Annotated in this window: 24 protein-coding genes; 10 read left to right on the plus strand and 14 right to left on the minus strand. The window is 74.6% G+C overall.

The annotated features are described in order from the left end of the window. Position 1 precedes the first annotated feature (1 nt). The 3 genes from OG767_RS12090 to OG767_RS12100 all read right to left on the minus strand — a co-directional run bounded on the left by OG767_RS12090 (position 2) and on the right by OG767_RS12100 (position 2,764). On the minus strand, positions 2 to 535 hold the full coding sequence (locus OG767_RS12090) for a GNAT family N-acetyltransferase (protein ID WP_405093486.1): 534 nt from the start codon (positions 533 to 535) through the stop codon (positions 2 to 4). Positions 536 to 547: 12 nt separating this feature from the next. Beyond that, complete coding sequence (locus OG767_RS12095; RefSeq protein WP_405094202.1) at positions 548 to 1,855, minus strand: MFS transporter; 1,308 nt, start codon at positions 1,853 to 1,855, stop codon at positions 548 to 550. Positions 1,856 to 2,161: 306 nt separating this feature from the next. Beyond that, complete coding sequence (locus tag OG767_RS12100; RefSeq protein ID WP_405093487.1) at positions 2,162 to 2,764, minus strand: HAD family hydrolase; 603 nt, start codon at positions 2,762 to 2,764, stop codon at positions 2,162 to 2,164. Between the two features lie 61 nt (positions 2,765 to 2,825). Here OG767_RS12100 and OG767_RS12105 point away from each other — a divergent pair, with 61 nt between their 5' ends. Together OG767_RS12105 and OG767_RS12110 are read left to right on the plus strand one after the other, a co-directional pair. Then, positions 2,826 to 3,341 carry a GNAT family N-acetyltransferase gene (locus tag OG767_RS12105; RefSeq protein ID WP_405093488.1) on the plus strand — a complete coding sequence of 172 codons (516 nt, stop codon included), beginning with the start codon at positions 2,826 to 2,828 and terminating at the stop codon, positions 3,339 to 3,341. 104 nt (positions 3,342 to 3,445) lie between these two features. After that, positions 3,446 to 3,976, plus strand: coding sequence for a DinB family protein (locus tag OG767_RS12110; protein WP_405093489.1), 531 nt, complete (start codon positions 3,446 to 3,448; stop codon positions 3,974 to 3,976). A 10-nt stretch (positions 3,977 to 3,986) separates the two neighbouring features. On the opposite strand, the gene OG767_RS12115 is transcribed toward OG767_RS12110, so the two are convergent. Together OG767_RS12115 and OG767_RS12120 are read right to left on the minus strand one after the other, a co-directional pair. Next, a complete protein-coding gene (locus OG767_RS12115; protein ID WP_091067592.1) occupies positions 3,987 to 4,307 on the minus strand; it encodes a multidrug efflux SMR transporter in 321 nt (106 codons plus the stop codon). An 89-nt stretch (positions 4,308 to 4,396) separates the two neighbouring features. Continuing rightward, entirely contained in the window at positions 4,397 to 7,006 is a 2,610-nt protein-coding gene (locus OG767_RS12120) for a glycoside hydrolase family 9 protein (RefSeq protein ID WP_405093490.1), read from the minus strand. Between the two features lie 218 nt (positions 7,007 to 7,224). On the opposite strand from OG767_RS12120, the gene OG767_RS12125 reads away from it, so the two are divergent. Beyond that, a complete protein-coding gene (locus OG767_RS12125; protein ID WP_405093491.1) occupies positions 7,225 to 7,950 on the plus strand; it encodes a PP2C family protein-serine/threonine phosphatase in 726 nt (241 codons plus the stop codon). Positions 7,951 to 7,956: 6 nt separating this feature from the next. On the opposite strand, the gene OG767_RS12130 is transcribed toward OG767_RS12125, so the two are convergent. Together OG767_RS12130 and OG767_RS12135 are read right to left on the minus strand one after the other, a co-directional pair. Continuing rightward, positions 7,957 to 10,596, minus strand: a complete 2,640-nt coding sequence (locus tag OG767_RS12130) for an ATP-dependent RNA helicase (RefSeq protein ID WP_405093492.1) — start codon at positions 10,594 to 10,596, stop codon at positions 7,957 to 7,959. A 259-nt stretch (positions 10,597 to 10,855) separates the two neighbouring features. Next, the gene (locus OG767_RS12135) at positions 10,856 to 11,656 is read right to left on the minus strand and encodes a SigB/SigF/SigG family RNA polymerase sigma factor (protein ID WP_405093493.1); all 801 of its coding nucleotides are present in this window, start codon (positions 11,654 to 11,656) and stop codon (positions 10,856 to 10,858) included. 256 nt (positions 11,657 to 11,912) lie between these two features. Here OG767_RS12135 and OG767_RS12140 point away from each other — a divergent pair, with 256 nt between their 5' ends. Further along, positions 11,913 to 12,647, plus strand: coding sequence for a hypothetical protein (locus OG767_RS12140; RefSeq protein WP_405093494.1), 735 nt, complete (start codon positions 11,913 to 11,915; stop codon positions 12,645 to 12,647). Here OG767_RS12140 and OG767_RS12145 read toward each other — a convergent pair. Next, positions 12,596 to 14,185 (minus strand): phospholipase D family protein, encoded by a 1,590-nt coding sequence (locus OG767_RS12145; protein ID WP_405093495.1) that lies wholly within the window; start codon positions 14,183 to 14,185, stop codon positions 12,596 to 12,598. The two genes, OG767_RS12140 and OG767_RS12145, sit on opposite strands and share 52 nt — an antisense overlap. Positions 14,186 to 14,327: 142 nt before the next feature. Between OG767_RS12145 and OG767_RS12150 the strand changes: the two genes are divergently transcribed. After that, positions 14,328 to 14,456 (plus strand): hypothetical protein, encoded by a 129-nt coding sequence (locus OG767_RS12150; protein WP_405093496.1) that lies wholly within the window; start codon positions 14,328 to 14,330, stop codon positions 14,454 to 14,456. A gap of 62 nt (positions 14,457 to 14,518) precedes the next feature. Here the strand turns inward: OG767_RS12150 and OG767_RS12155 are convergent, their stop codons facing one another. After that, positions 14,519 to 15,505 carry a pirin family protein gene (locus OG767_RS12155; RefSeq protein ID WP_281939484.1) on the minus strand — a complete coding sequence of 329 codons (987 nt, stop codon included), beginning with the start codon at positions 15,503 to 15,505 and terminating at the stop codon, positions 14,519 to 14,521. An 11-nt stretch (positions 15,506 to 15,516) separates the two neighbouring features. Next, on the minus strand, positions 15,517 to 15,999 hold the full coding sequence (locus tag OG767_RS12160; RefSeq protein WP_405093497.1) for a MarR family winged helix-turn-helix transcriptional regulator: 483 nt from the start codon (positions 15,997 to 15,999) through the stop codon (positions 15,517 to 15,519). Positions 16,000 to 16,121: 122 nt separating this feature from the next. On the opposite strand from OG767_RS12160, the gene OG767_RS12165 reads away from it, so the two are divergent. After that, positions 16,122 to 16,709 (plus strand): DUF1684 domain-containing protein, encoded by a 588-nt coding sequence (locus OG767_RS12165; protein WP_405093498.1) that lies wholly within the window; start codon positions 16,122 to 16,124, stop codon positions 16,707 to 16,709. Between the two features lie 54 nt (positions 16,710 to 16,763). Here the strand turns inward: OG767_RS12165 and OG767_RS12170 are convergent, their stop codons facing one another. After that, positions 16,764 to 17,351: a general stress protein gene (locus OG767_RS12170; protein WP_405093499.1), complete on the minus strand. Its 588-nt coding sequence runs from the start codon at positions 17,349 to 17,351 to the stop codon at positions 16,764 to 16,766. 112 nt (positions 17,352 to 17,463) lie between these two features. Between OG767_RS12170 and OG767_RS12175 the strand changes: the two genes are divergently transcribed. The 3 genes from OG767_RS12175 to OG767_RS12185 are packed head-to-tail and all read left to right on the plus strand — an operon-like array spanning position 17,464 to position 20,612. Then, positions 17,464 to 19,299: a glycoside hydrolase family 15 protein gene (locus tag OG767_RS12175; protein WP_405094203.1), complete on the plus strand. Its 1,836-nt coding sequence runs from the start codon at positions 17,464 to 17,466 to the stop codon at positions 19,297 to 19,299. Next, positions 19,296 to 20,075, plus strand: coding sequence for an SDR family oxidoreductase (locus tag OG767_RS12180; protein WP_405093500.1), 780 nt, complete (start codon positions 19,296 to 19,298; stop codon positions 20,073 to 20,075). The genes OG767_RS12175 and OG767_RS12180 overlap by 4 nt, the downstream gene beginning before the upstream one ends. A 36-nt stretch (positions 20,076 to 20,111) precedes the next feature. Then, positions 20,112 to 20,612 carry a metallophosphoesterase family protein gene (locus OG767_RS12185; RefSeq protein ID WP_405093501.1) on the plus strand — a complete coding sequence of 167 codons (501 nt, stop codon included), beginning with the start codon at positions 20,112 to 20,114 and terminating at the stop codon, positions 20,610 to 20,612. 9 nt (positions 20,613 to 20,621) lie between these two features. Here the strand turns inward: OG767_RS12185 and OG767_RS12190 are convergent, their stop codons facing one another. Beyond that, the gene (locus OG767_RS12190; RefSeq protein ID WP_405093502.1) at positions 20,622 to 20,849 is read right to left on the minus strand and encodes a DUF3072 domain-containing protein; all 228 of its coding nucleotides are present in this window, start codon (positions 20,847 to 20,849) and stop codon (positions 20,622 to 20,624) included. Between the two features lie 101 nt (positions 20,850 to 20,950). On the opposite strand from OG767_RS12190, the gene OG767_RS12195 reads away from it, so the two are divergent. Then, the gene (locus tag OG767_RS12195) at positions 20,951 to 21,895 is read left to right on the plus strand and encodes an NAD(P)/FAD-dependent oxidoreductase (RefSeq protein WP_405094204.1); all 945 of its coding nucleotides are present in this window, start codon (positions 20,951 to 20,953) and stop codon (positions 21,893 to 21,895) included. Positions 21,896 to 21,926: 31 nt separating this feature from the next. Here the strand turns inward: OG767_RS12195 and OG767_RS12200 are convergent, their stop codons facing one another. Further along, positions 21,927 to 23,213, minus strand: coding sequence for a cation:proton antiporter (locus tag OG767_RS12200; protein WP_405093503.1), 1,287 nt, complete (start codon positions 23,211 to 23,213; stop codon positions 21,927 to 21,929). Between the two features lie 66 nt (positions 23,214 to 23,279). Next, positions 23,280 to 23,993 (minus strand): HAD family hydrolase, encoded by a 714-nt coding sequence (locus tag OG767_RS12205; protein ID WP_405093504.1) that lies wholly within the window; start codon positions 23,991 to 23,993, stop codon positions 23,280 to 23,282. Between the last annotated feature and the right edge of the window lie 21 nt (positions 23,994 to 24,014).

Consider the following 24,014-nt stretch of genomic DNA (forward strand, 5'->3'; position numbering starts at 1 on the left):
CTCAGTCGAGCCGCCGGGCCAGCACCTGCCCCGGCCACGGCGGCCGACCCGGTCGGATCACCGTGAACGGCTGGGTGGCGGTGAAACCGCAGCCCTCGTAGAAGCGCACCAACGCCCGGTCCGCGCTCCGGAAGCAGTCCACCCGCAGCAGGCCGAGCCCGCGTTCGCGGGCCAACTCCGCCGCGTGCGCCAGCAGCCGCGCGCCGACCCCCCGGCCCGCGTACGCCCGGTCGGTGACCAGCAGGTTGACGTACAGCTCCGGCTCGGTGGCCGGCGGCACGTGCTCGGTCGCGTCGCCGACCACAAGCGCGCCGACGACCGTGCCGTCTATCTCGGCGAGGTGCAGGCCGCCGCCGTGAGCGTAGGCGTCGGCCCGGGCGATGTGCCGCGTGTCGGTCGAGACCGGGTCGACGCCCCACTGCTCGGGCCGGCCGCGTTCGACCAGCCACGCGATGGCGCTGTCGAACAGCCGCAGCACGGTCGGCGCGTCCGCCGGGCCGCCGGGCCGGATGGTGATGCTTCCCCGTTCGGTCATCCCGTCATCCTGCTACCCGGGGGTGACCGGCTGCCCGGTCGGTTCTCCGGTGGGCGCCGGCCGGCTCGCCACCGCACGGCGGACCAGCGCCGGGGCGGCCAGCCCGACGACGGCGTACAGCGCGCCGAGCACCAGCCAGCCCACCCCGCCGCCGCCCAGCACCAGCAGCGTCAGCAGGCCCCGACCGAGCGCCTGGGCCAGCCCGGCGAGCAGCCCGTCCGCCCCCTGGTAGGCGCCGATCGACCCGGGCGGGGCCAGGTCGTAGGCGAGGCCCGCGCCGGCCGCGCCGTGCCACAGGTCGCCCACCGTCCACACCGCGGTCGCCACCAGCAGCAGCACCACTGTCGGGAGTGCCGGCAGCGCGGCGGTCACCGCGTACAGCGGGGTGGCGGCGGCCAGCACCAGCCCGGCCCGGCGCAGCTTGCGGGCCGCCGGGGCGGCGGTGTCCGCGCCCCGGCTCAGCCGCACCGCCAGCAGCACGGTGAGCACCGTGTTGGTGAGCAGCACCGCGGACACCACCGGTGGTGGCGCCCCGGCGGGACCGACCGTCCACAGCGGCACGACCAGCACCAGCGCGGTCACGTGCGTGCCGAGCAGCGCGGACGCGCCGCTCACCGCCAGGAACCAGCCGTCCCGCAGCGGCCGACCCTGCCGCAACGCCCCGGCCGCCCGCGTAGCGGCGTCGCCCGTCGCTCGCCGACCGGCCCCGTCGGCCGCCCGCCGCCCCGCGCCGCCGGCCGGCCGTTGCGCCGGCAGCCGCAGCAGCAGCGCCGCCGAGAGCAGATAGGTGACCGCGTTGCCGACCACGAGCACCTGGTACGCCCGGTGGGTGTCCACCGCCAGCGCGATCCCGGCCAGCGCGGTCCCGGCGCTGATGCCCAGGTTGGCCACCGCACGCAGGGTGGCGAACGCGTGCACCCGGCCGGTCGGGCCGCCGACCGCGGCGACAAGCGCCGCCCGGACCGCCAGGTTGCCGGCCGCCAGCAGCGCCTCCGGCACCGCCACCACCAGGAACGCCGGCAGCGAGTCGACGAGCAGGTACGCCGCCGCGGCGAGCGCCTGGCCCACCTGGAGGGCGGCGCGCAGCGTACGCGGGTCCCACCGGTCCGCCAGCCCGCCCAGCGGCACGCTGGCGGTCAGCCCGACCAGGCCGGCGACGGTCAGCCCGGCGCCCACCGAGGTGGCGGAGAGGCCGACGTCCCGGGTCAGGTACAACGCGCCGCCGGCCAGCCAGAGCCCGGTGCCGACGGTGTTGGCCAGGGTGGCGGACGCCAGCGTGCGCAGCGGGCCGGACGGCGGAAGCGGCGAGACGCGTGCCATCAGCGTCCGGCGGGCGCCGGGCCGAGGGACGGTGTCCTCCGACGGCGGCGTCCCGTTGACGGTCATGACAGCGACGCTAGGCCCGGGCACACGCCCGACGGGTGCCCCGACCGGGGCGACACCGATCACATCGGACGGCACGGCCGGGGGCTCGAGCGCTCGGGCGTGTCGGCGCCGGCAGGATGGTGGCGTCGCGAGCGATATGACAACAGGTCATAAATATGACCGAGCGGTATATCGTGTCCATCCGCATGGTCTCGCTGACGCGTCACGCACCGTGACGCCGGGCGGGCCCTTTCGGCACGGTCACCGAGTGGCCGACCGCTCCCGGGGGTACGGCACCCGGACCGACGCCATGCCCGCCGCCGTCGCGGCCGCCACGCCGAGATCGGTGTCCTCGAAGACGAGACAGCCGGCCGGCTCGACGCCGAGCCGTCGCGCGGCCAGCAGGTAGCCCTCCGGGTCGGGCTTGGGCCGCGTGCAGTCCTCGGCGCAGACCAGCGTGTCGAACCGGTCGAGCAGGCCCAGCGTGGTCAGCGAGGCGGTCACCGACTCCCGGGTGCTGCCGGAGACGACCGCGAACGGCAGCCGCCCGTGCGCGTCCTCGATGTGCGCCAGCACCTCGGGCACGGCGCTGACCCCGGGCAGCAGTTCCTGGAACAGGTCCTCCCGGCGACGGGCCACCGCCTCGACCGGCATGGCCAGGCCGTGCCGCCGGTTGAGGTCGACGACGATGTCGGCGACCGGCCGGCCGCCCCAGGCGTAGAACAGGTCCTCCGGCAACTCGCAGCCCCACTCGGCCAGCGCCGCGCACCAGGCGCGGTGGTGCACCGGCATCGAGTCGACGATCGTGCCGTCGCAGTCGAACAGGTACGCGCGGAAGTCGCCGGCCGGCAGGGGGAGAGCCACCGGTGCAGCGTACGCCGAAAACCGTTCGCGTCCCCGCGCCCGCTCTGCCAGGGTCGGCGCCGTGCCGCACCGCAGCAGAAGCGCCCGCGCCGACGAACTGACCGGGATCCAGCGGATCGAGGTGGCCTCCGGCGCCCCGTTCCGGGAGATCGGCATGCACCTGGTGGCGGACATGCCACCGCTGCCCTTGGACGCGCTGGCCGCCGGGCAGCGCGCCGGCCGGCTGTGGGTGGCGGTCGACGCGGCCGACCGGCCGATCGCGTTCGTGCTCGTCGACCTCGTCGACGGGGCGGCCCACGTCCAGCAGCTCAGCGTCGACCCGGCGTACGCGCGGCGCGGCATCGGACGGGGCCTGCTCGACGAGGTGGCCGGTTGGGCGACGGCCGAGGGGTGGCCGGCGTTGACGCTGACCACGTTCCGGTCGGTGCCGTGGAACGCGCCGTACTACGCGCGCTGCGGGTTCCGTGAGCTGGCCGAGGCGGAGCTGACCCCGGGGCTGGCCGGGTTCCTGGCGGCCGAGGCGGCGCTCGGCTTCGACGCGACCGACCGGGTCGCGATGCGCCGGCCGGTCGACTGAACCGCCCGCCCGCTGGCGGGGCGGCCACCGGGTCGCACGCCGTGCCGTGCGACCGGGGCGGGTAATCGATCGCCCGGACCGCGCCGCCGTGCCACGATCGGCCGGTGACCCTCACCACCCCCGCCCTGCTGCGCTGGCAGTTCGAGCTGACCTGGTCGTTGTGTGAGCACCACCTCGACAGGCTGGACGCGGCGGATTTCCTCTGGGAGCCGGCGGCGCTCTGCTGGACGATGCGCCGTGGCGCGGACGACGCCTGGCGTCCCGACTGGGCCGACGTCGAGCCGGACCCGGTCCCGGCGCCCACGATCGCGTGGCTCACGTGGCATCTCGGGTGGTGGTGGTCGGTCGCCGGGGACCACCTCGGCCGGCGGCCGGCGCGGCAGCGTGACGACGTGGTGTGGCCCGGGCCGGGGGAGGAGACCATCTCCTGGTTGCGTGGCCTACGGACGGAGTGGACGGACGCGCTCGGCCGTCTGACCGCCGCCGACCTGGCGCGGCCCGCCGCGTTCCCGTGGTCGGCGGACGCCGGGCTCACGGTCGCGCACCTGGTCGGCTGGGTCAACGCCGAACTCATGAAGAACGTGGCCGAGATCGGTCAACTCCGGTTGCTGCGCGCGGCCTCCGGGCGACCCTGACGGCCGTGGCTCAGTGGGCGCCGCCGAGGTTGAGCACCACCACGCCGGCGATGACCAGCCCGGCCCCGACGACCTTGGTCACGCTCAGCGGCTCACCCAGGAACGCCGCGCCGACCGCCATGATGGCGGCGGTGCCGAGCCCGGACCAGATCGCGTACGCCACGCCGACCGGGACGTCCCGCACCACGAGGGCGAGCAGCCCGAACGCCGCCAGGTAGCACGCCACCAGGCCGACCGTGGGCCAGAGCCGGGTGAAGCCGTCGCTCGCCTTGAGCAGGCTGGTGCCGATCACTTCGGCGGTGATCGCGAGGGCCAGGAGCAGGTACGCCATCGGAGGACCGTACCCGCCGACGTCGCCGACCGGGCGGTGACGACGCCGGACGGGCGCCGCCACCGCACGGTCGCGGGGACGGGAACGGGTCAGGAGACGGTGCAGGCCTTCCCGTTCAGGGTGATCAGGGTGGGATCGGGGTTGGGGGCGCCGGCGGAGGTGCCGTTCAGGCCGAACGTGGTGGACGCGCCCGGTGCCAGTTTGGCGTTCCACGCCAGGTTCTTCGCGGTCACCGTGGCGCCGCTCTGGGCGACCTGCGCCGACCAGGCGTGGGTCACCTTCTGGTCGCCGGTGAAGGCCCAGCGCAGGCTCCATCCGTTCACCGCCGACGTGCCGGTGTTGCGCACCGTCACCTGGGTGGTGAAGCCGGCCGGCCAGCTCCCGTGGGTGGAGTAGGTGACCGCGCAGGTGGGCGCCGGCACCGCCGCCGCGTCACCCTGGTCGGCCAGGAACGACGCGAGCCAGGCCAGCGCCGAGTTCCAGTTGATCGCCACCTCGTTGGTCGCGTACGAGTTGATGTCGTCGACGTAGCAGAACATCGGCGCGCAGCCGGCGAGCAGGTTCGCCGCGTACGGGTCCTGGAGCGCGGCGTTCGGGCCGCCGGCGAGCGAGCCGGCCGGCGGGGTCGGCAGGTCCGGGTTGAGCTGGTGGCCGAAGATCCGGCTGTGCTGGTTGTGCGCGTTCTGCTCGCCCCAACCGGTCACGTAGGACATGTTCAGCGCGTTGCGGCCGAACAGGTAGTCGGCGGCCTGCACCGCGCCGTCCCGGTACTTCGCGTTCCGGCTCAGGTCGAACGCGGTGGCCAGCACGATCGTGTTGTTCACGATGTTGCTGTTGCTGCCCCAGACGTACGCGTCGGCGGTGCCGGGCATCGGCAGCCCGTACGCCTGGTCGGCGATCGTGGCCAGGTAGCGGTCCGCGGCGGCGGTGATCGACGCGCGGATGCGGGTCTTCTCCGCGGCCGGCAGCGCGTTGGGCACGGTGGCCAGGTCGAGCCGGCCCAGCGCGGCCACGCTCTGCCAGCCGAACGCGCCGTTGGGGGTGAACACGTCGGCGGTGTGCAGCGGCGAGCCGGTGACGTCGGCGAGGTACGCCTTGTCGCCGGTGGTCAGCCACAGCTCGACCGCGGCCCAGTAGAACTCGTCGGTGACGTTGTTGTCCTCGTACGCGCCACCGCCGGTGCCGTCGCTGGCCGAGGCGTAGATCGCCGGGTGCGCCTTGGCCGCCGCGTACGCGGTCTTCGCGGCCGTGCCGCAGCGGGTCGCGTACGCGGCGTCGTACGGGGCGAACAGCCGCGCGCACTGGGCGGCGACGGCAGCCAGGTTGAGCGTGGCCGCGGTGGACGGTGGGTGCAGCTCACGCACCTGCGGGTCGTCCTGCGGGGCGAGCGGGAGGCCGGTCCAGTTCTGGTCGTGGATCTTGTGGTGGACCATTCCGGCCAGCGGCTTGCCGGCCGGCACCTGCATGCGCAGCAGGAAGTCCAGCTCCCAGCGGGCCTCGTCGAGCACGTCCGGCACGTCGTTGCCGCGCTCGGGCACCCGCAGCGTGGCATCGCCGAGCGCCGCGCCGCCGTCGGCGGTCTCCGCCGTCTTGGTGCGCTCGAACGTGTTGAGCAGCTGGTAGGTGGCGATGCCGCCGTTGACCACGTACTTGCCGTGGTCGCCGGCGTCGTACCAGCCGCCGCGCACGTCCAGCTTGTAGTCGCAGACGCCGGGCTGGCAGGGCACGTCGGTGTCGCCCTTGTTGGGGGCGACGTCGAGGTGGCCGGCGGGGCGGGCGTACTCGTCGCCGATCAGGTCGCCGTCGATCGCGATGCCGCTGCGCTGGGCGTAGAAGAACTGGAGCGAGTCGGCGCGCAGCCGGTCGTAGACCGTGCCGGAGATGTCGAACGGGTGGCTGGTCTCCCCGTCGACGGTCAGCGTGTAGCCGGTTCCCGGCGTGCGGTACGCGGAGAAGTCGACGGTCTGCACGTTCTGCGCCGACGCCTCGTCCACGCCGCGCGGCGTGCTCTCGCCGCTGGCCACCACGGCCCCGGCCGCGGACGTGAGCTGCCAGGGCAGCGCCCCGGTGGCCTCGGTGACCACGGTGGCGTGCTTCGGGCCGCCGGGCAGGTAGCCGACCTGGTTGACCCGGACCCGGGGACCGGTGTCCGGCTCGTACGGCGGGGCCGCCTCGCCGCCGCGCAGCGACACGTTGTCGAGGCAGAACGTCTGCGCCTGCGCGCTGCCGCCGACCTGGAAGATGAGCTGCGCGCCGGCGTTGTCGGCCGGCGCGGTGAACGTGGTGGTGACGTGCTTCGCGGTGCCGGTGGCGGTGGCGTCCACGCTGGCGTACGTGGTGTACGGGGCGCTGCCGAGCTGGAGCACCGCCTTGAGCGCCGCCCCGGGGGTGGCGGAGACGTCGAAGGAGAGTTCGTACTCGGCGCCGGAGATCAGCGGCACCGCGTCCTGGCCGATGCCGGCGTCCCAGGGGTTGGCCGTGCCGGCGGCGACCGTGGTGCAGAGCCGGCCGTCGGTGACCGCCAGCTCACCGGTGCCGTAGGAGAACCAGGGGGAGACGCCGGCGCTGAAGTCGCCGTTGCGGAGTTGTTCGGGGGCGTCCGGTGGCACCTCGGCGAGGGCCGGGCCGGCGGTGGCGCCGGTGAGGGCCAGGGCGGCGGTCGCGGCGAACGCGACCAGCCGACGACGGGAACGGGTCACGGAGGGTTCCTTCCGTGCTCGGGGGTGACGGTGGGGGAGCGACGAGAGCTGGGAGCGCTCCCAATATCAGGCCGATGTTTCCATCGCGTTCCGTCGCTGTCAATCGATCCGGTCCGATGGCGGGCGTGCGCCCACGCGCAGTGAGATTCACCGCGCCACGTACGATGGTGGTGATCTCCTAGAGACAACCGAGCCCTCGACCTGGCAGGCTGCGTCCCATGACCCTGAAGCTTCGTTCCGCCGGAGCGAGCGACCGTGGGCTGATCCGCAGCGGCAACCAGGACGCCCAGCACGCGGGCCCCTGGCTGGTCGCGGTCGCCGACGGCATGGGCGGCATGGCGGCCGGCGACCTGGCCAGCCGCATCGCGATCGACGCGATCGCCCCGCTGGACGTGGAGACCCCGGAGGACGCGCTGGTCGCCGCGCTCCAGGGTGCCATCGAGCGGGCCACCGCGGGCATCCGCCGGGCGGTCGAGGAGGACCCGGAACGCCAGGGCATGGGCACCACGCTGACCGCGTTGCTGTTCGCCCGCACCGGAAGCTGCCTGGCGCTGGCACACGTCGGCGACTCCCGGGCCTACCTGTTCCGCGACGGCGTGCTCAAGCAGGTCACCCGCGACGACACGTTCGTGCAGATGCTCGTCGACCAGGGCCTGATCACCCCCGACCAGGCGAGCAGCCACCCCCGGCGCGCCGTGGTTACCCAGGCGTTGCAGGGCGACCAGGTCTCCCCGGCGTACGCCACCATGGTGCCCCGGGCCGGTGACCGCTGGCTGCTGTGCAGCGACGGCCTCTCCAACGTGGTCCGCGCCGACACCCTCACCGAGGTGCTCGGCGAGGGCCTGGACCGGGACGCCTGCGCGGCCCGGCTCATCGACCTCGCGCTGCGCGCCGGCGGGCCGGACAACATCACCGTGGTGATCGCCGACGTCGTCGAGGAGTGAGCCCGGTCAGCGCCGGCGCGGGCTGGCCCGGCGGGTCGGCTCGGCCGTCGTCGGGTCCTCCGGCCACGGGTGTCGCGGGTAGCGCCCGCGCAGCTCCGCCCGCACCTGGGGATAGCCGTTCCGCCAGAACGAGGCCAGGTCCGCGGTGACCGCCACCGGCCGTCCGGCCGGCGAGAGCAGGTGCAGCAGCACCGGCACCCGCCCGTCGGCGATCCGGGGCACGTCCCGCCAACCGAACGTCTCCTGAAGCTTGACCGCGAGCACCGGCGCCGCCGCATCGGCGTAGTCCACCCGGATCCGCGAGCCGCTCGGCACCGGCAGCCGCTCCGGCGCCAGCTCGTCCAGCCGGGCCGCCTGCCGCCAGTCGAGCAACCGGCGTAGCGCCGTGGTCACGTCGACGCGGGCCAGGTCGGCCCGGCGGCGCGCCCGGCCCAGCTCCGGCCCGAGCCAGCCGGGCGCGGCGGCGAGCAACGCGGCGTCCGACACGTCCGGCCAGTCGTCGCCGAGCGCCTGCCGGCAGAAGGCCAGCCGGTGGCGCAGCGCGGTCGCCTCCGGCGTCCAGCGCAGCAGCCCCGGACCCTCCTGCCGCAGCCCGTCCAGCACCGCCGCCGCGACCAGTTCCGGCTCGGGCGCGGCGAGCGGCCGGTCGACCAGCTCGATCGCGCCGAGACGGACCACCTCCCGGGCCACCACCTCGCCGCCGGACCAGGCGACCTCCCGCCCGTCGCGCAGCAGCGCCGCGCCGGCCTCCCGCGCGGTCGCCTCGTCGACCGGCGCGGCCAGCCGGACCCGGGCGGCCGGCGCGCCGGGGGAGCGGTCGGCGACCGCGACGGCCAGCCACGTCGACCCGGCCAGCCCCGACCCCGCCGCCAGCTCCGCGGCGGTGCCACCGGCCATCAGGTACGCGGACCCGCCGGGCCGCCGCACCCGGGCCAACCGTTCCGGGTACGCCAAGCCGGCCAGCAGCCCGGCGGCCAGATCGTCCGGCAGGCGCTCCGGCCGGCCGCCGGCTGTCTGTCCGGGCTGTTCCGGCCGGCCGCCGATGTCTCCGGCGGGCCGGTGCGGTGGTTGGCCGGTCGGCGCTTCGGGCTCCGGCCGGCTGTCGGCGGTGCGGGCGGGCAGGGCGGCGCGCAGCCGGCGTACCTCGGCGCGCCACCGAGCGGTGGCGGCCGGGTCGGTGCCGGCGCGCAGTCGGCGCCACCGGGCCGGCAGGTCGTCCCCCACGCCGCCCGACGACTCGTCGGCGAGCACCGCCACCACCTCGGCCGCCCGGTCGGCGCCGACCCGCCGCGCGCCGTCGAGCAACGCCCGGGCCAGCCGGGGATGGGCGCCGACCGACGCGATCGCCCGCCCCCGGGACGTGATCCGGCCGTCGGCGTCGACCGCGCCGAGCGTGCCCAGGGTCTCCCGGGCCACGGCCAGCGCGGCCGGCGGCGGCGGATCCGGCAGCGCCAGGCCGCTGCCGTCCGACGTGCCCCAGGCGGCCAGCTCCAGCGCGAACCCGGTCAGGTCGGCGGTGGCGATCTCCGGTTCGGGCTGCGGGGCGAGCCGGGCGTGCGTCGCCTCCGACCAGCAGCGGTAGACCGCACCCGGGGCCTCCCGCCCGGCCCGCCCGGCCCGCTGGGTGGCCGCCGCCCGGGACACCGGCACGGTGACCAGCGCGCCCAGCCCGCGGGCCAGGTCGGTGCGCGGTACCCGGCTCAGCCCGGCGTCCACCACCACCCGCACCCCCGGCACGGTCAGGCCGCTCTCCGCCACCGCGGTGGCCAGCACGACCCGCCGCCGGACGGTTCCCGGGTGGGCGGTTCCTCGGCCGGACGGTGGGGCCAGCGCGGCGTCCTGGGCGGCGCCGGAGAGCCGGCCGTGCAGCGGCAGCACGGCGACCGTGTCGCGCAGGTCGGCCAGTCGCCCGGCGACGGCCGCGATCTCGCCGGCCCCGGGCAGGAAGACCAGCACGTCGCCGACCCGCTCGCGCAGCGCCCGGCGCACCGTGGCGGCCACATGGTCCAGCAGCGCCGGGTCCACCCGGCCCGCGCCGGGTGGGGCGATCGGGCGCGGCGGTGGCGCCCACACCCGGTCCACCGGGTGCAACGCGGCCTCGGCACGGACGACCGGGGCGGGCACGCCGCCGCCGAGCAGCGCGGCGAACCGGTCCGCCTGCGGGGTCGCCGACATCGCCAGCAGCCAGAGGTCCGGACGCAGGGTGGCCCGGGCCTCCACGCTGAACGCCAACGCCAGGTCGGCGTCGAGTTGCCGCTCGTGACACTCGTCCAGCAGGACCGCGTCCACCCCGGGCAGCTCCGGGTCGTGGTGCAGCCGGCGTACCAGCAGGCCGGTGGTGACCACCTCGACCCGGGTGCGGGGCCCGCTCCGGCGCTCGCCCCGGACCGCGTACCCGATCCGGTCGCCGACCCGCTCGCCGAGCAGGGCGGCCATCCGGTGCGCGGCGGCGCGGGCGGCCACCCGCCGGGGCTGGGCGATCACCACCCGCCCGGTGACCGCGTCGGCGACCGCCAGCGGTGCGGTGGTGGTCTTGCCGGTGCCCGGCGGCGCCACCAGCACCCCGGCGCCCGCCGCGCGCAGCGCCTCGACGAGCGCCGGCAGCACCGGCCGGACCGGCAGGTCGAGAGGAACGTCGGCGAGCACGCCCCCACTCTCGCACCCACCCCCGGAACAAGCACGGGCCCCCTGTTAACGCCTGCGGTAGAGGTAGGGCCCCCTGTTGACGCCCGCGCTGGAGGCGCGGCCCGTACGCGCCGATTCGTCCACGGCCCGGAACGGAAGCCTCGGGCCGAGGCGAGTGAGAAGGGGCACCATCTCTACCGGAGGCGTTAACAGGGGGCCCGTGCTTGCATCCGGGCACGGAAGGGCCCGGCCGGCGCATCGCCGACCGGGCCGAGAGCCGCTAGTACGTGCCGTGGAGCTGGCCGCGCAGCTTGGTCAGCGCCCGCGCCAGCAGCCGGGACACGTGCATCTGCGAGACGCCGATCTGCTCGGCGATCTGCGACTGGGTCAGGTTGCCGTAGAAGCGCAGCGTGAGGATCCGCTGCTCGCGCTGGTCGAGCGTGGCCAGCGCCGGGCCGAGCGCGACCCGCATCTCGGCCAGCTCGAACTCGCCGTCCTCGCCGCCGAGCAGGTCGCCCAGCTCGGTGGCGCGCTCGCCGTCACCGGTGGGGGTGGACAGCGACACCGCGTTGTAGGCGCGGGCGCCTTCCAGGCCCTCCAGCACCTCTTCCTCGGTGACCTTGAGGTGGGCGGCGATGTCGGCGACCGTCGGCGACCGGCCGAGCGTCTGGAGCAGGGTGCTGTTGGCGTCGGAGATCGCCAGGCGCAGCTCCTGGAGCCGGCGCGGCACCCGGATGTCCCAGGTGCGGTCGCGGAAGTGGCGCTTGAGCTCACCGATGATGGTCGGGATGGCGTAGCCGGCGAAGTCGACGCCGCGGGACGGGTCGAACTTGTCGATCGCCTTGATCAGCCCGATCGCCGCGGTCTGTGCCAGGTCGTCGGTGGGCTCGCCCCGGCCGCTGTAACGGTGGGCGAGGTGGTTGGCCAGCGGGAGCCAGGCCTCGATGGCGCGGTCGCGCAGGGCGGCCCGCGAGGGGTGGTTCGGGGGCAGCGCGACCATCGCGTCGAGCAGATTGGCGGCGCTGTCGGTGAGTGAGCGGGGGTCGAGCTTCGCGGGTGCCTTGGTCGTCGGGGCGGTCATGGTGGTCCTCCCTGCACCTCGTCCGCGGAGAAAAAGAAGAGACGCTTTGGTTTAGGTTTAAGTAGTCCGTTCGGGAGCAACACTAGCCTGATCGGCTAACAGAAATCCAGCCGAAAGTACGATGCACTTAAGGCGCATCGGGGTAGGAAAGGTCCTTATCGGGCGATACCCGTCGGGGTGGAGTGTCGACTTTCTGTCGTTGTCCCGCCAATGGGACCGCCCGTAGCGTCCGTGGGGACACGTCTACGGAGGCACCGTGCTCGATCCCGCCGCGCCGCAACTCGTCATCAACGCCCGGACGCTGCTGTTCAGTTGGCTCCCGGCGGACCCGGGCGCGGCCGAGGCGCTGGTGCCGACCGGGCTCCGCCCGCATCCGCAGCGGCAGGTCTTCCTCAACCAGTACGTGGTCGACGACGACACGCAGACCTCCGGCTTCGGGGCCTACTCGCTGACCTACCTGGGCGTCTCCCTGGCGGACATGGAGCCGCCGGACCGGGAGACCCCCGGTGGCTGGTGGACGCACTACCTGGCCTCCAGCAACCGCGTCCGGCAGTACGCCGCCGCGCGCGGCGCCCCGGCCGCCGACGGGACGACCCGGCTCGACCTGCGGGGCGGGTGGCTCACGGCCGAGACCTGGGTCGACGACCGCCCGCTGATCCGGGTCACCGCCCGCGTCGGGCACACCGGCACCGACGCGCGCAGCGGCCACCACCGCTACCTCACCCGCCACCACGGGGAGCTGATCGTCACCGACTACCCGTACGTGGCCGAGCCGGTGTCACCGTTCGAGATCGAGTCGGTGGAGTTCCTGGCGCCCGACCATCCGGTCCACGCGCTACGCCCGGCCAACCCACTGGACGTCTGCTGGGGGTTCTACTCGCCCCGGGTGTCCTTCGCCTACCCGGCCCGGCCGGGTGCGCCGGGCGAGCCGGCGGCACGTCACCAGGTGCCGGCGCGTCGGGCCCGCAGCGGTCTGCCGTCCGGGTCGTAGACCAGCCGGTACGCGGGCAGCGCCCAGATTCGCGTACGCCAGGGCAGTCGCTCGGGACGGTGCGGCCGCAACCGGCCGGGCGGGCGGGGACCGACGCGGCCGCCGTCGTGCCAGCGGTCCAGCGCGTCCGCCGCCGCGGTGATCGCCGCCACCGCGTCCGCCGGGTCCAGCAGGTCGTCGTCCTGTGCCCCGTCCGGGTCCCGGTCCAGGTGCTCGCGCCACAGCCGCAGCCGCAGGTCCCGGGCGAAGGCCCGGGCGCCGTCGCCGAGGCCGGCCGGGTCGGCGGGGGCCCGCTCGTCGCGGGTGTCGTCGAGCACCGCGCAGGACAGCTCACTGTCGTGGGTCCAGGAGCGGCGGTTGAAGTTGTCGCTGCCCACGCTGGCCCAGACGTCGTCCACCACGCACACCTTGGCGTGCACGTAGACCGGGGTGCCCTCGTGGTTCTCCACGTCGAAGACGTGCACCCGCTCCGGGGCGGCCCGCTGACAGAGCGAGAGCGCCTGCTCCCGGCCCACCATGTTCGGCGGCAGCGCCCACTTGCCGTCCACGTCCGGGTGCCGGGGCACCACCGCCACCAGGTGCAGCTCCGGGTGCTCGCGCAACGCCTGGGCGAACAGCTCGGCCACCTCGGTGGACCAGAGGTACTGGTCCTCCAGGTAGATCAGCCGGCGGGCCCGGCGGACCGCCTTGGTGTAGCCGCGGGCCACGGTGCGCTCGCCGTCCGGGGCGAAGGAGTAGCGCGGGCGGACCGCCGGATAGGTGCGCAGCACCTGGATGTGGTGCGGGCCGCAGGGCGGCGGGTCGGCGGGCTGCTCGGGCAGCGGATCCGGGGTGAGGTCCGAGCCGCGCAGCCGGTCCCGCAGGTAGGCCAGCGGGTTCTCCGAGTCCAACGGCATCGGGTCGGTCCACCGCTCGCGGAACGTGGTGTCCAGCGCGCCGACCACCGGGCCGCGCACCGCGAGCTGCACGTCGTGCCAGGGCGGGGTGGGCCCGTACCGGGGGGACATGCCCACCGGTTGCGGATCGCCGGCGTGCGCGGCGTCGTCGCGCCGGCTGTGGCACAGGTCGATGCCGCCGGCGAACGCGATGTCGCGTTCCGGCTCGTCGGGGTGGCGCAGCACGACCAGCTTCTGGTGGTGCGATCCGCCGCGGCGGACCCGCTGGTCGAGCAGCACCTCGCCGCCGGCGGCGCGGATCGTCTCGCTGAGGTCGCGGTTCTCCGCCTCGCTGTAGGAGAGCGTGTCGAGGTGGGAGCGCCAGAGCAGCCCCTTGACGATCACCCCGCGCTGGGCGGCCCGCGCGAACAGTTGGGCCACGGTCGGCCCGTCGGGGCGCATCCGTTCGTCCGGGTCGCCCCGCCAGTCGGTGAAGAACAGGTGGTCGCCGTCGCCCAGCGCCTCCACCTCGCTGACCAGCCGGTCAAAGTACGCGGATCCGTGAATCAGCGGCTCGGCGAGGTTTCCATCCGTCCAGACGGGTAACTCAGACCGTGGGTTGGCGCGTTCCTGTGCGGTGAGGAACCAGTCCCGCAGGGTCACGTTCCAGCCTCCCGAGGTCGACGACAGTCCTCACACGGTAGGACCCCCGGACGGGCCCCGCACCACGACGCAGCAGGTCGGCGGCGGTACGCGCCTGGGGTACCCCGGGCCCCTGGATCGCGAAACCCAAGGAGGCACAGACATGCCCGCCGAGACGACGAACACCGTGACCGACGGCCGCGACCAGGCGGTGGAGGGGGAGCGGGGTGCGCTGCTGGCGGTCCTGTTGATGGTGATCCTCGGGGTGGCCGGGATCTTCGCCGTCTCCTGAGCCGCGCCGGGCGCCCCGGCGAACCGGAGCGCCCGCGCTGGCCGGTGGCCCTGACCGCCCGGTCAGGGGCGGTCACCCTGACCGTCGCTGTGCGGCAACCGCCCGGTCGGGATCACCCCGAGCCGGCCGGCCTGGAAGTCCTCGACCGCCTGGATCAGCTCGGCCCGGGTGTTCATCACGAACGGGCCGTAGTGCGCCACCGGCTCGCGGATCGGCTGGCCGCCCATCAGGTAGAGCTCCAGCGCCGGGGTGTTGCCGTCCTGCGTCCGGTCGGCGGTGATCCGCAGCGCGTCGCCGGGCCCGTGCACGGCGAGCTGACCCAGGTGGATCGGCTGCCGGTCGGTGCCGACCGTGCCCCGGCCGGCCAGCACGTAGACGAGCGCGTTGAAGTCCGGTCGCCAGGGCAGGCTCAGCTCGGCCCCGGGCTGCAACGTCACGTGCGCGATGGTGATCGGCGTGTGGGTCGAGCCCGGCCCCCGGTGCCCGGCGATCTCGCCGGCGATCACCCGGATCAGGCCGCCGCCGTCGGGCGTGGTGAGCAGCGCCGACTCCCGGCCGCGGATGTCCTGGTAGCGCGGCGCGCTCATCTTGGCCACCCGGGGCAGGTTGACCCAGAGCTGGAGACCGTGGAACAGGCCGCCGCTCATCACCAGCTGCTCCGGCGGCGCCTCGATGTGGAGCAGGCCGCTGCCGGCCGTCATCCACTGGGTGTCGCCGTCGGTGATGGTGCCGCCGCCACCTGTCGAGTCCTGGTGGTCCATGATCCCGTCGATCATGTAGGTCACCGTCTCGAAGCCCCGGTGCGGATGCCACGAGGTGCCCTTCGGCTCACCCGGCGCGTAGTCCACCTCGCCCATCTGGTCGAGGTGGATGAACGGGTCGAGATCGGTCATGGAGACCCCGGCGAAGGCGCGGCGGACCGGGAAGCCCTCGCCCTCGTAGCCGCTGGGCGCGGTGGTGACCCGGCGGACCGGGCGGTAGCTGGTGGACTCGTCGAGCTTCGGCAGGCGGGGCAGGACGAGGACGTCGTCGACGGTGATCGCGGGCATCACGGGCTCCTTTACTTGTCGGCCGGGGTGGACGACGCGACGCGGTCGGCGCGCAGGCGCCGGCCGAGCCGCTCGAAGACCCGGGTGAGGCAGGCGACCTCGGCGTCGTCGAGGTCGTCGATCAGGTGGGTGCGCACGGAGCGCAGATGGTGCGGCGCGGCCTCGCGCAGGGCCAGCAGGCCGGCCGCGGTGAGCACGGCCTCGCTGCCGCGCCGGTCGGCCGGACAGGACTCCTTGGCCACCAGGCCGCGCTTCTGCATCGAGGTGACCTGGTAGGTCAGCCGGCTCGGGGAGAACACCAGCCGGTCGGCCAGCTCACCCATGCGCAGCCGCTGCCCCGGCGCCTCGGAGAGCAGCACCAGCACGTGGTAGTCGGCGAAGCTCAGCTCGCTGGCCGCGCGCAGGTCGTCCTCCAGCTGGGTGAACAGCCGCTGGCTCGACTCGATGTAGGCCCGCCAGCAGGCCATCCGCTCCGCGTCCAGGCTCTCCGTCATGCCGCAAAGGTAGCACTATTTAAAATTTAAACAAGTGCCTTCGGCGTGGCCGTCAGCACAGTCCCGTCCGCAGGAAGTCGATCGGTCGAAATTTGAAGCGACCACCCGGCTAGGGTCGGGGGATGGATGACCTCGACGTGCTCGACTGGCGGGAGCGGGTGGCCGGGCTCTACCTGTCCGACCTCGACCTGGGCGGGTTCCGGGCCGCCCGGGACGAGCTGTTCCGCAGCCACCCGAGCAGCCCGGTGCCACCCGCCGACCGGGCCGGCTTCACCGGACTGCGCTGGTACCCGCCGGACCCGGCCGCCGTGGTGGAGGCGCCGTTGCGGCCCGCCACCGGCGCGTTGAGCATCGACACCGGCGGGCCCGACGGGGTGGTCGACTACCGCCGGGTGGCGGTCGCCGAGACACCCTGGGGGCCGCTCACCCTGTGGTGGATCGACGCGTACGGGGGCGGGCTGTTCGTGCCGCTGCGCGACGCGAGCTGCGGCGACGGGTCGTACGGCGGCGGGCGCTACCTGACCGACACGGTGAAGGGCACGTTCGGGCGGGGCCTGACCGTGCTGCCCGGCAACCGGGTCCGGCTGGACGCCAACTACCTCTACAACCCGAGTTGCGCCTACGACGACCGGTGGGCCTGCCCGCTCGCCCCGCCGGAGAACCGCCTCGACGTGCCGCTGCGCGCCGGGGAGCGGGCGTACCACGAGTGACGCGGAACGGGAGGGCCCCGACCGGGACCCTCCCGCGGGTGGCCGCCGGCCTCCTCAGCGGGCGGTGGCCCCGGTGGGCGTCAGGTGCATCCGGCCGAGCATCTGCCGGGCCTGCTCCGCCAGCTCCGCGTCCACGGTGACCGCGTACTGGCTGGCCCGCAGCGAGCTGGCCGAGGTGAAGTCGCGCTGCCCACCGCTCATGGCGTGCGCGACCGCGCCGAACACGGCACCCCAGATCGCGCCGATCACCAGCCCGACCAGGATCACCGCCAACCAGTTGCCGGCCGTGAAGATGCCGAAGAGCAACCCGATGAACAGGCCGAACCAGGCGCCCGTGCCGGCGCCCAGCAGGGCCGCCCGGCCCGTGGTGAGTCGCCCCATCACGGTCTCCACAAGCGTCAGGTTGGTGCCGACGATCGACGTCCGTTCCACCGGGAACCGGTTGTCGGCCAGATAGTCCACCACGCGTTGGGCGGACGGATAGTCCGGGTACGAGCCGATCGTGACGGTCGGCGGGCCGGCCCGCGGCCCGTGCCCGTCCCCGCCCGGCGGCGTCGGGCGACCGCCCGGGCCGGACGGGAGGTTGTCGCTGCCCGGCATTCCGGGTTGCCAGGCCGCGGTCGGAGTCGAGGGTCTGGTCATGAGCATCCTCCTTCGTCAACCCGCCGCGTTCCCGACACCGGCGAGCGGTAACGCGCCGGCCGGCACCGATCCCGGCGACGCATGGCGACGGCGAGGCCGGGTAGCCAGCACCGTGCGGACCGGACGGATCAGTGAGCACGGCTTCCTCGCCGACGGGCGCAGCGCCGCCCTGGTGGACACCGCCGGCGCGGTCAACTGGTGGTGCCCGGCCCGGTTCGACGGGCCGTCGGTCTTCGGGCGGCTGCTGGACGACGACGCCGGGCACTGGGCCATCCATCCGGAGGGCGAGTTCACCAGCACCCGGTCCTACCTGGACGACGCGCTGGTGCTGCGTACCGTCTTCACCACGCCGACCGGGACGGTGGCGGTCACCGACGCGTTGGCGCTGGAGCCCGGCGCGCGCGGACACGACGTCGGGCTGCGGTCGCCGCGGGTGCTCGCGCGGCTGGTCGAGGGGACCGGCGGCGAGGTGCCGATGCGGGTGGCCTACGCGCCGCGGTTCGAGTACGGCCGGGTCGGCGCCTACCTCACCGAGCGCGACGGGGTGGTGGTGGCCACCGCCGGCGCGTGCCGGCTGGAGCTGCGCGCCGACGTGGACCTGACGTTCGCCGACGGGACCGCCGTCGGTCGGTTCACCGCCCGCGCCGGCAGCGTCCACCACTTCACCCTCGGGTACGCCCCGACGTACGCCGGTGGGACGCCGACGCTGCCCGACGCCGCCGAGGTGGTGGCCGGGACGGTCGCCGGCTGGCGGTCCTGGGCCGAGCTGCACTCCTACCGGGGGGAGTACCGCGACCTGGTCCGGCGCAGCGCGCTCGTGGTGCAGGGGATGACCTACGGGCCGAGCGGCGCGGTCGTCGCGGCGGCCACCACCGGGCTGCCGGAACAGCTCGGCGGGGACCGCAACTACGACTACCGTTTCGTCTGGCTCCGCGACTTCAGCCTGACGCTCCAGGCGCTTTGGCGGGCCGCCTGCCCGGACGAGGCGGACCGGCAGTTCACCTGGGTGGCCCGGGCGATGGGCCGGCTCGGCGACGCGCCCGCCCCGATCATGTACGGGGTCGAGGGGGAGCGGGACCTGACCGAGCACGACCTCGACCACCTCGCCGGGTACGCCGGCAGCCGGCCGGTGCTGGTCGGCAACGACGCCTGGCGGCAGCGGCAGAACGACGTGCTGGGCGAGGTGCTCGACGCGGCCTGGCTGATGCGGCACTACCTCGACCCGATGTCACCCGACGTGCGCCACCTGCTGTGCACGCTCGCCGACCAGGCGGTACGCGACTGGCACCGGCCGGACGCCGGGATGTGGGAGGCGCGCGACGCCGAGCGGCACTACGTCTCGTCCAAGGTGCAGTGCTGGACCGCGCTGGACCGGGCGGTGCGGTTCGGGCCGCGGCTCGGCGACCCGGCCGACGTGGCCCGCTGGGCGGCGGCCCGGGACGAGGTCCGGGCGGCGGTGCTCACCCGGGGCTGGAACGAGCGGGTCGGCGCGTACACCGGCGCGTTCGACTCCGACGACCTGGACGCCTCGGTGCTGGTCATGCCGCTCGTCGGGTTCCTGCCGGCGGACGATCCGCGGATGCGCGCCACGATGGACGTGATCGAGCGGCGGCTGTCCCACAACGGGCTGCTGCGGCGCTGGGACGGTGACCCGGCCGGCTTCGTGATCTGCTCGTTCTGGCTGGCCGGTTGCCTGGCCGAGGCGGGCGAGCTGGACCGGGCCCGGCGGTTGTTCGAGCAGCTCGCCGCGCGCACGAACGACCTCGGCCTGTACGCCGAGCAGATCGACCAGGTCACCGGCGAGCAGCTCGGGAACTTCCCGCAGGCGTTCTCGCACATCGGCCTGATCAACGCCGCCGGCCGGATCACCGAGGCCGCCGCGCGGTTCGCGCACGACCGACCGGCCGTGCCGATTGGCGCGGCCCGCACGGAGGGAGCACGCGGATGACCGGACGGCTGGCGGGCAAGACCGCCCTGATCACCGGCTCGGACTCGGGCATCGGCCAGGCCACCGCCATCGAGTTCGGCCGGGAGGGTGCCGACGTGGTGGTGCACTACCTGCACGACCACGCCGGGGCGAACCACACCCGGGCCGAGATCGAGTCGGCCGGTGGGCGGGCCGTGGTGGTGCAGGGCGACATCAGCGTCGAGCACCAGGTCGATGCGATGTTCGACGAGGCGCTGGCCGAGTTCGACCGGCTGGACGTGCTGATGAACGACGCCGGCGTGGACGCCTCCGGCATCCCGGTGGCCGACCTGGACACAGAGACCTGGGACCGGTGCATCCGCACCAACCTCTACGGCATGTTCTTCTGCTGCCGGCGGTTCGTCCGGCACCGCCGGGACGTCGGCGGCGGCGGAAAGATCATCAACATCACCTCGATCCACCAGGAGGTGGCCCGGGCCGGCGGCGCGGACTACGACGCCAGCAAGGGCGGCATGCTGGAGCTGGCCAAGAGCCTCGCGCTGGAGGTCGCCCCGATGCGGATGAACGTCAACAACATCGGGCCCGGGATGGTGCTCACCCCGTTCAACCAGGAGGCCATCGACGACCCGAAGTACCTGCACGAGCAGGTGCAGAGCATCCCGTGGAAACGGGCCGCCGAGCCGGCCGAGATCGCGAAGCTGGCGGTGTTCCTGGCCAGCGCCGACGCCGACTACGTGACCGGGTCGACGTACTTCATGGACGGCGGCCTGATGCAGAACCAGGGCCAGGGCGCCTGAGCGGCGAAGCCGCGCCGGGTGCGGGAGGATGGCGCGGTGAAGCTGGTCGTCATGGCGGACACGCACGTGCCGAAGCGGGCGCGGGACCTGCCGGAACCGCTCTGGGCGGCGGTGGACGCCGCCGACGTGGTGGTGCACGCGGGGGACTGGGTGGACGAGGCGCTGCTGGACGCGCTCGAGGCCCGGTCGCGCCGGCTGGTCGGCGTGTACGGCAACAACGACGGGCCGGCGTTGCGGGCCCGGCTGCCCGAGGTGGCCCGCGTCGAGCTGGCCGGGCTGAAGGTCGCGGTGGTGCACGAGACCGGGCCGAAGACCCGGCGGGAGGAGCGGTGCGCCGCCGCGTACCGCGACTGTGACGTGCTGGTCTTCGGCCACTCGCACATCCCGTGGGACACCGTCGCGCCGGGCGGGTTGCGGCTGCTCAACCCCGGCTCGCCCACCGACCGGCGGGCCCAGCCGTACGCGACCTACCTGACCGCCCGGGTGGCGGCGGGGCGGCTCGACCGCGTCGAGCTGCACCGCCTCCCCCCGCGCTGATCGCCGGTCTCAGCGCCCCCGGCCGGTCTCCGCCTGGAGCTCGTCGATCCGTCGGGACGCCTCCGCCTTGGTCAGCCCCTCCGGCACCGTCTCGCCCGCCTCCTGGGCCAGGGTGTGCAGGTAGGACTCCTGGGCCGCGGTGGGCGGCTCGTCGCCGGTCACCCAGTCGTCCGGGTCCTTGACGGCGGCGTCCGGGTTCACGTTCACGGTGGTGCGGTCGTTGGTGCGGTCGGCCATGATGATCACCCTTTCTCGAACGGATGTGCCATTACCCCCGTGCCGGCGGGTTCATGCCGGCCGGCACCTACGATCAACTGATGACAGCGGACCGGGCGGGTGTGGTGGTGGTCGGCGCGGGCATCGCCGGGGTGGCGTGCGCGACCGAGCTGGCTCGGGCTGGCATCCCGGTCGAGGTGCGCGAACGCGCCCGGGTGACCGGTGGGCGCATGGCCAGCAAGCGCTTCGACGGACGTCCCGCCGACCTGGGCGCCGCCTACTTCACCGTCGACGACCCGGACTTCGCCGCCGTGGTCGCCGGCTGGCAGGCCGCCGGGCTGGTCCGGGAGTGGACCGACACGCTCGTCGCGTACGGGCCGCGCGGGCGGGAGAAGGTGACCGGCCCGATGCGCTGGGCCGCCCCCCGCGGGCTGCGCTCGCTCGTCGAACACCTGGCCGCCGACCTGCCGGTCACGCACGACCGGCTGATCATGATGGTCGAGCCGGGACCCCGGGTGGACGGCCGGGCCGCCGAGGCGGTGGTGCTCGCCATGCCGGGCCCCCAGGCCGCCCTGCTGCTCGACCCGGCGCTGGAGACGGCCACCCGCGCGGTGGCGACCCAACGCTGGTCGTCCACGCTCTCCGCGGTGCTGCACTTCCCGTCCCGCCGCTGGTCCGACTTCCGGGGCGCGTTCGTCAACGACCACCCGGTGCTGAGCCTGGTCTGCGACGACGGCGACCGGCGTGGCGACGGCGCCCCGGTGCTGGTCGCGCACACCACGCCGGCGTTCGCCGCCGGCCACCTGCTGCAACCGACCGCCGCCCGGCCGGAGATCGAACAGGCCGTCCGGGACCTGCTCGGCCTGCCCGAGCCGGCCCTGTCGACCCACGTGCACCGCTGGACGTACGCCCGGCCGGTGGCGAACGGCGCGGACGGCACGTTCCACCTGGACGACGACGGGATCGGCCTGGCCGGCGACGCGTTCGGCCGGCCACGGGTGCAGAGCGCCTGGCGGTCCGGCCACGATCTCGGTCGGGCGTTGGCCGCCCGGCTGCGCGGGGACTGACCCGCCACCCCCGCCGGCCGCCGGGGATCGCTCAGCCGGCCGGCACCGGCTCCTTGCCCGCACCGGTCTCGGTGCTGTCCCGGGTGCGGTCGCCGGCCCGGTCCAGCAACTGCATGACCGGCGTCGCGGCGACCCCGTGGGCCACCACCGAGACCACCACCACCAGGCCGACGGTGGCCCAGAGCAGCTCCGCCTGCGGGAAGTCCGTCTTGCTGGTGGCGTACGCCAGGTAGTAGAACGACCCGACGCCGCGGATGCCGAACGCCGAGATCACCCAGTGCTCGGCCGGCCGGCCCGGCGCACCGCGCAGCGACAGCCAGCCGACCAGCGGCCGGATCACCAGCACCAGGCCCAGCCCGACCAGCGCCGCCGGCCAGGTGAGCGGTGCCAGCAGCCCGCCGATCACCGCGCCCCCGAACAGCAGCAGCAACAGCACGGTGAGCAGCCGTTCCACCTGCTCCGCGAAGTCGTGCAGCACGGAGTGGAACTCGCTGGTGCGCTCGGCGGCCCGGATCGCCCGGGCGGCCACGAAGACCGCCAGGAAGCCGTACCCGCCGATCACCTCGACCAGCCCGTACGCGAGGAACGTGGCGGCCAGCGCGAGGAACCCCTCGGAGTGCTTGGCCAGCCGCAACGTGCTCGGGGCACGGAAGAACAGCTTGCCGAGCAGCCAGCCGACCAGCAGGCCCCCGCCCACGCCGGCGGCGAGCTTGTAGACCACGTCCACGGCCACCCACTCGGCCAACCAGTCCGACGGGGCGAGGCTGGTGCTGGCGATCGCGATGGCGGCGTAGACGAACGGGAAGGCCAGACCGTCGTTCAGGCCGGCCTCCGAGGTGAGCGCGAAGCGCACCTCGTCCTCGGAGTCCTCCACGTCGGTCGGCTCACCCACCTGCACGTCGGAGGCGAGCACCGGGTCGGTCGGCGCGAGCGCCGCCCCGAGCAGCAGCGCCGCCGCCGGCACCAGGCCGGCCCACCACCAGCCGAGCAGCGCCACCGCGGCGATGCACAGCGGCATGGCGATGGCCAGCAGCCGCCAGGTGGACGACCAGCGGGCCCAGCTCAGCGGCCGGTCGATCTTCAGGCCGGCACCCATCAGGGCGACGATCACCCCCACCTCGGTGAGGTGGGTGGTCAGCTCCGGCGAGCGCAGCGGATCCGGTGTCGGCAACCCGGTCGGCAGCGCGAAGACCAGCATGCCGAGCCCGAGGAACGCGATCGGCATCGACAGTGGCCGCTTCTCCAGCACCCGGGGCAGGATGCCCGCCAGCAGCGCACCGACGCCCAGCAGAGCGAACGCGACATCGACCGGTTCCACGACCCCACCCTTCGGCCGCCCGGCGGCCGGGCGGAGGTGGTCAGCAGTGCCCCGAACCGGTGCCGGCTAAGCCTTTCGACGCAGTGGTGTTGACCGCTGGCTCAGCCCGAGGGAACCGATCGCGCTGTCCGGCAGCCCGTCGAGCAGCTCGGCCGGGTCCTCGTACACCGCCACCGCGCCGGCGCCCGCCAGCTCCGCCCGGCCGGTGCCGCCGCAGGTCAGGCCGATGCAGGGGATGTCCAGCTTGCCGGCCGCGGCGACGTCCCAGACCGAGTCGCCGACGAACACCACCCGCTCGGCGGCCAACCCCGACTGTCGCAGCGCGGCGGCCAGGATGTCGGGGGCGGGCTTGCTCTCCTTCGCGTCGGCCGAGGAGGTGACCGTGTCGATCACGTCGTCGGCGTCCAGCGCGGCGCGCAGCACGGCCACCTCGTGCTCGGCCGCCGAGGTGGCGAGCACCACCCGCAGGCCCCGGTCCGCGCAGGCGTGCAACAGCTCCCGGGCCCGGGGCAGCGGGGCGAGCCGCTCCCAGTACTCCGCGTAGAGCGCGTCGTGCGCGTCGCGCAGGCGCCCGTCGGCGTCGGTGTCCCGTTCGGCGCCGAGCAGGTGGTCGAGGAGCTTGTCCGAGCCCATGCCGATGGACCGGTGGATCCGCGCCATCGGCACCCGGTGGTCGGCCTGGCGCAGCGCCTCCCACCAGCTCACCGTGTGCAGGTAGGTGGAGTCGATCAGGGTCCCGTCGACGTCGAAGAGGACGCCGTGGCGCGTGTCGTCGGTCATGGCGTGCCTCCTACCCGGGAC

Source organism: Micromonospora sp. NBC_01392 (genome assembly GCF_045040125.1).
In the GTDB taxonomy this organism is placed as follows: domain Bacteria; phylum Actinomycetota; class Actinomycetes; order Mycobacteriales; family Micromonosporaceae; genus Micromonospora.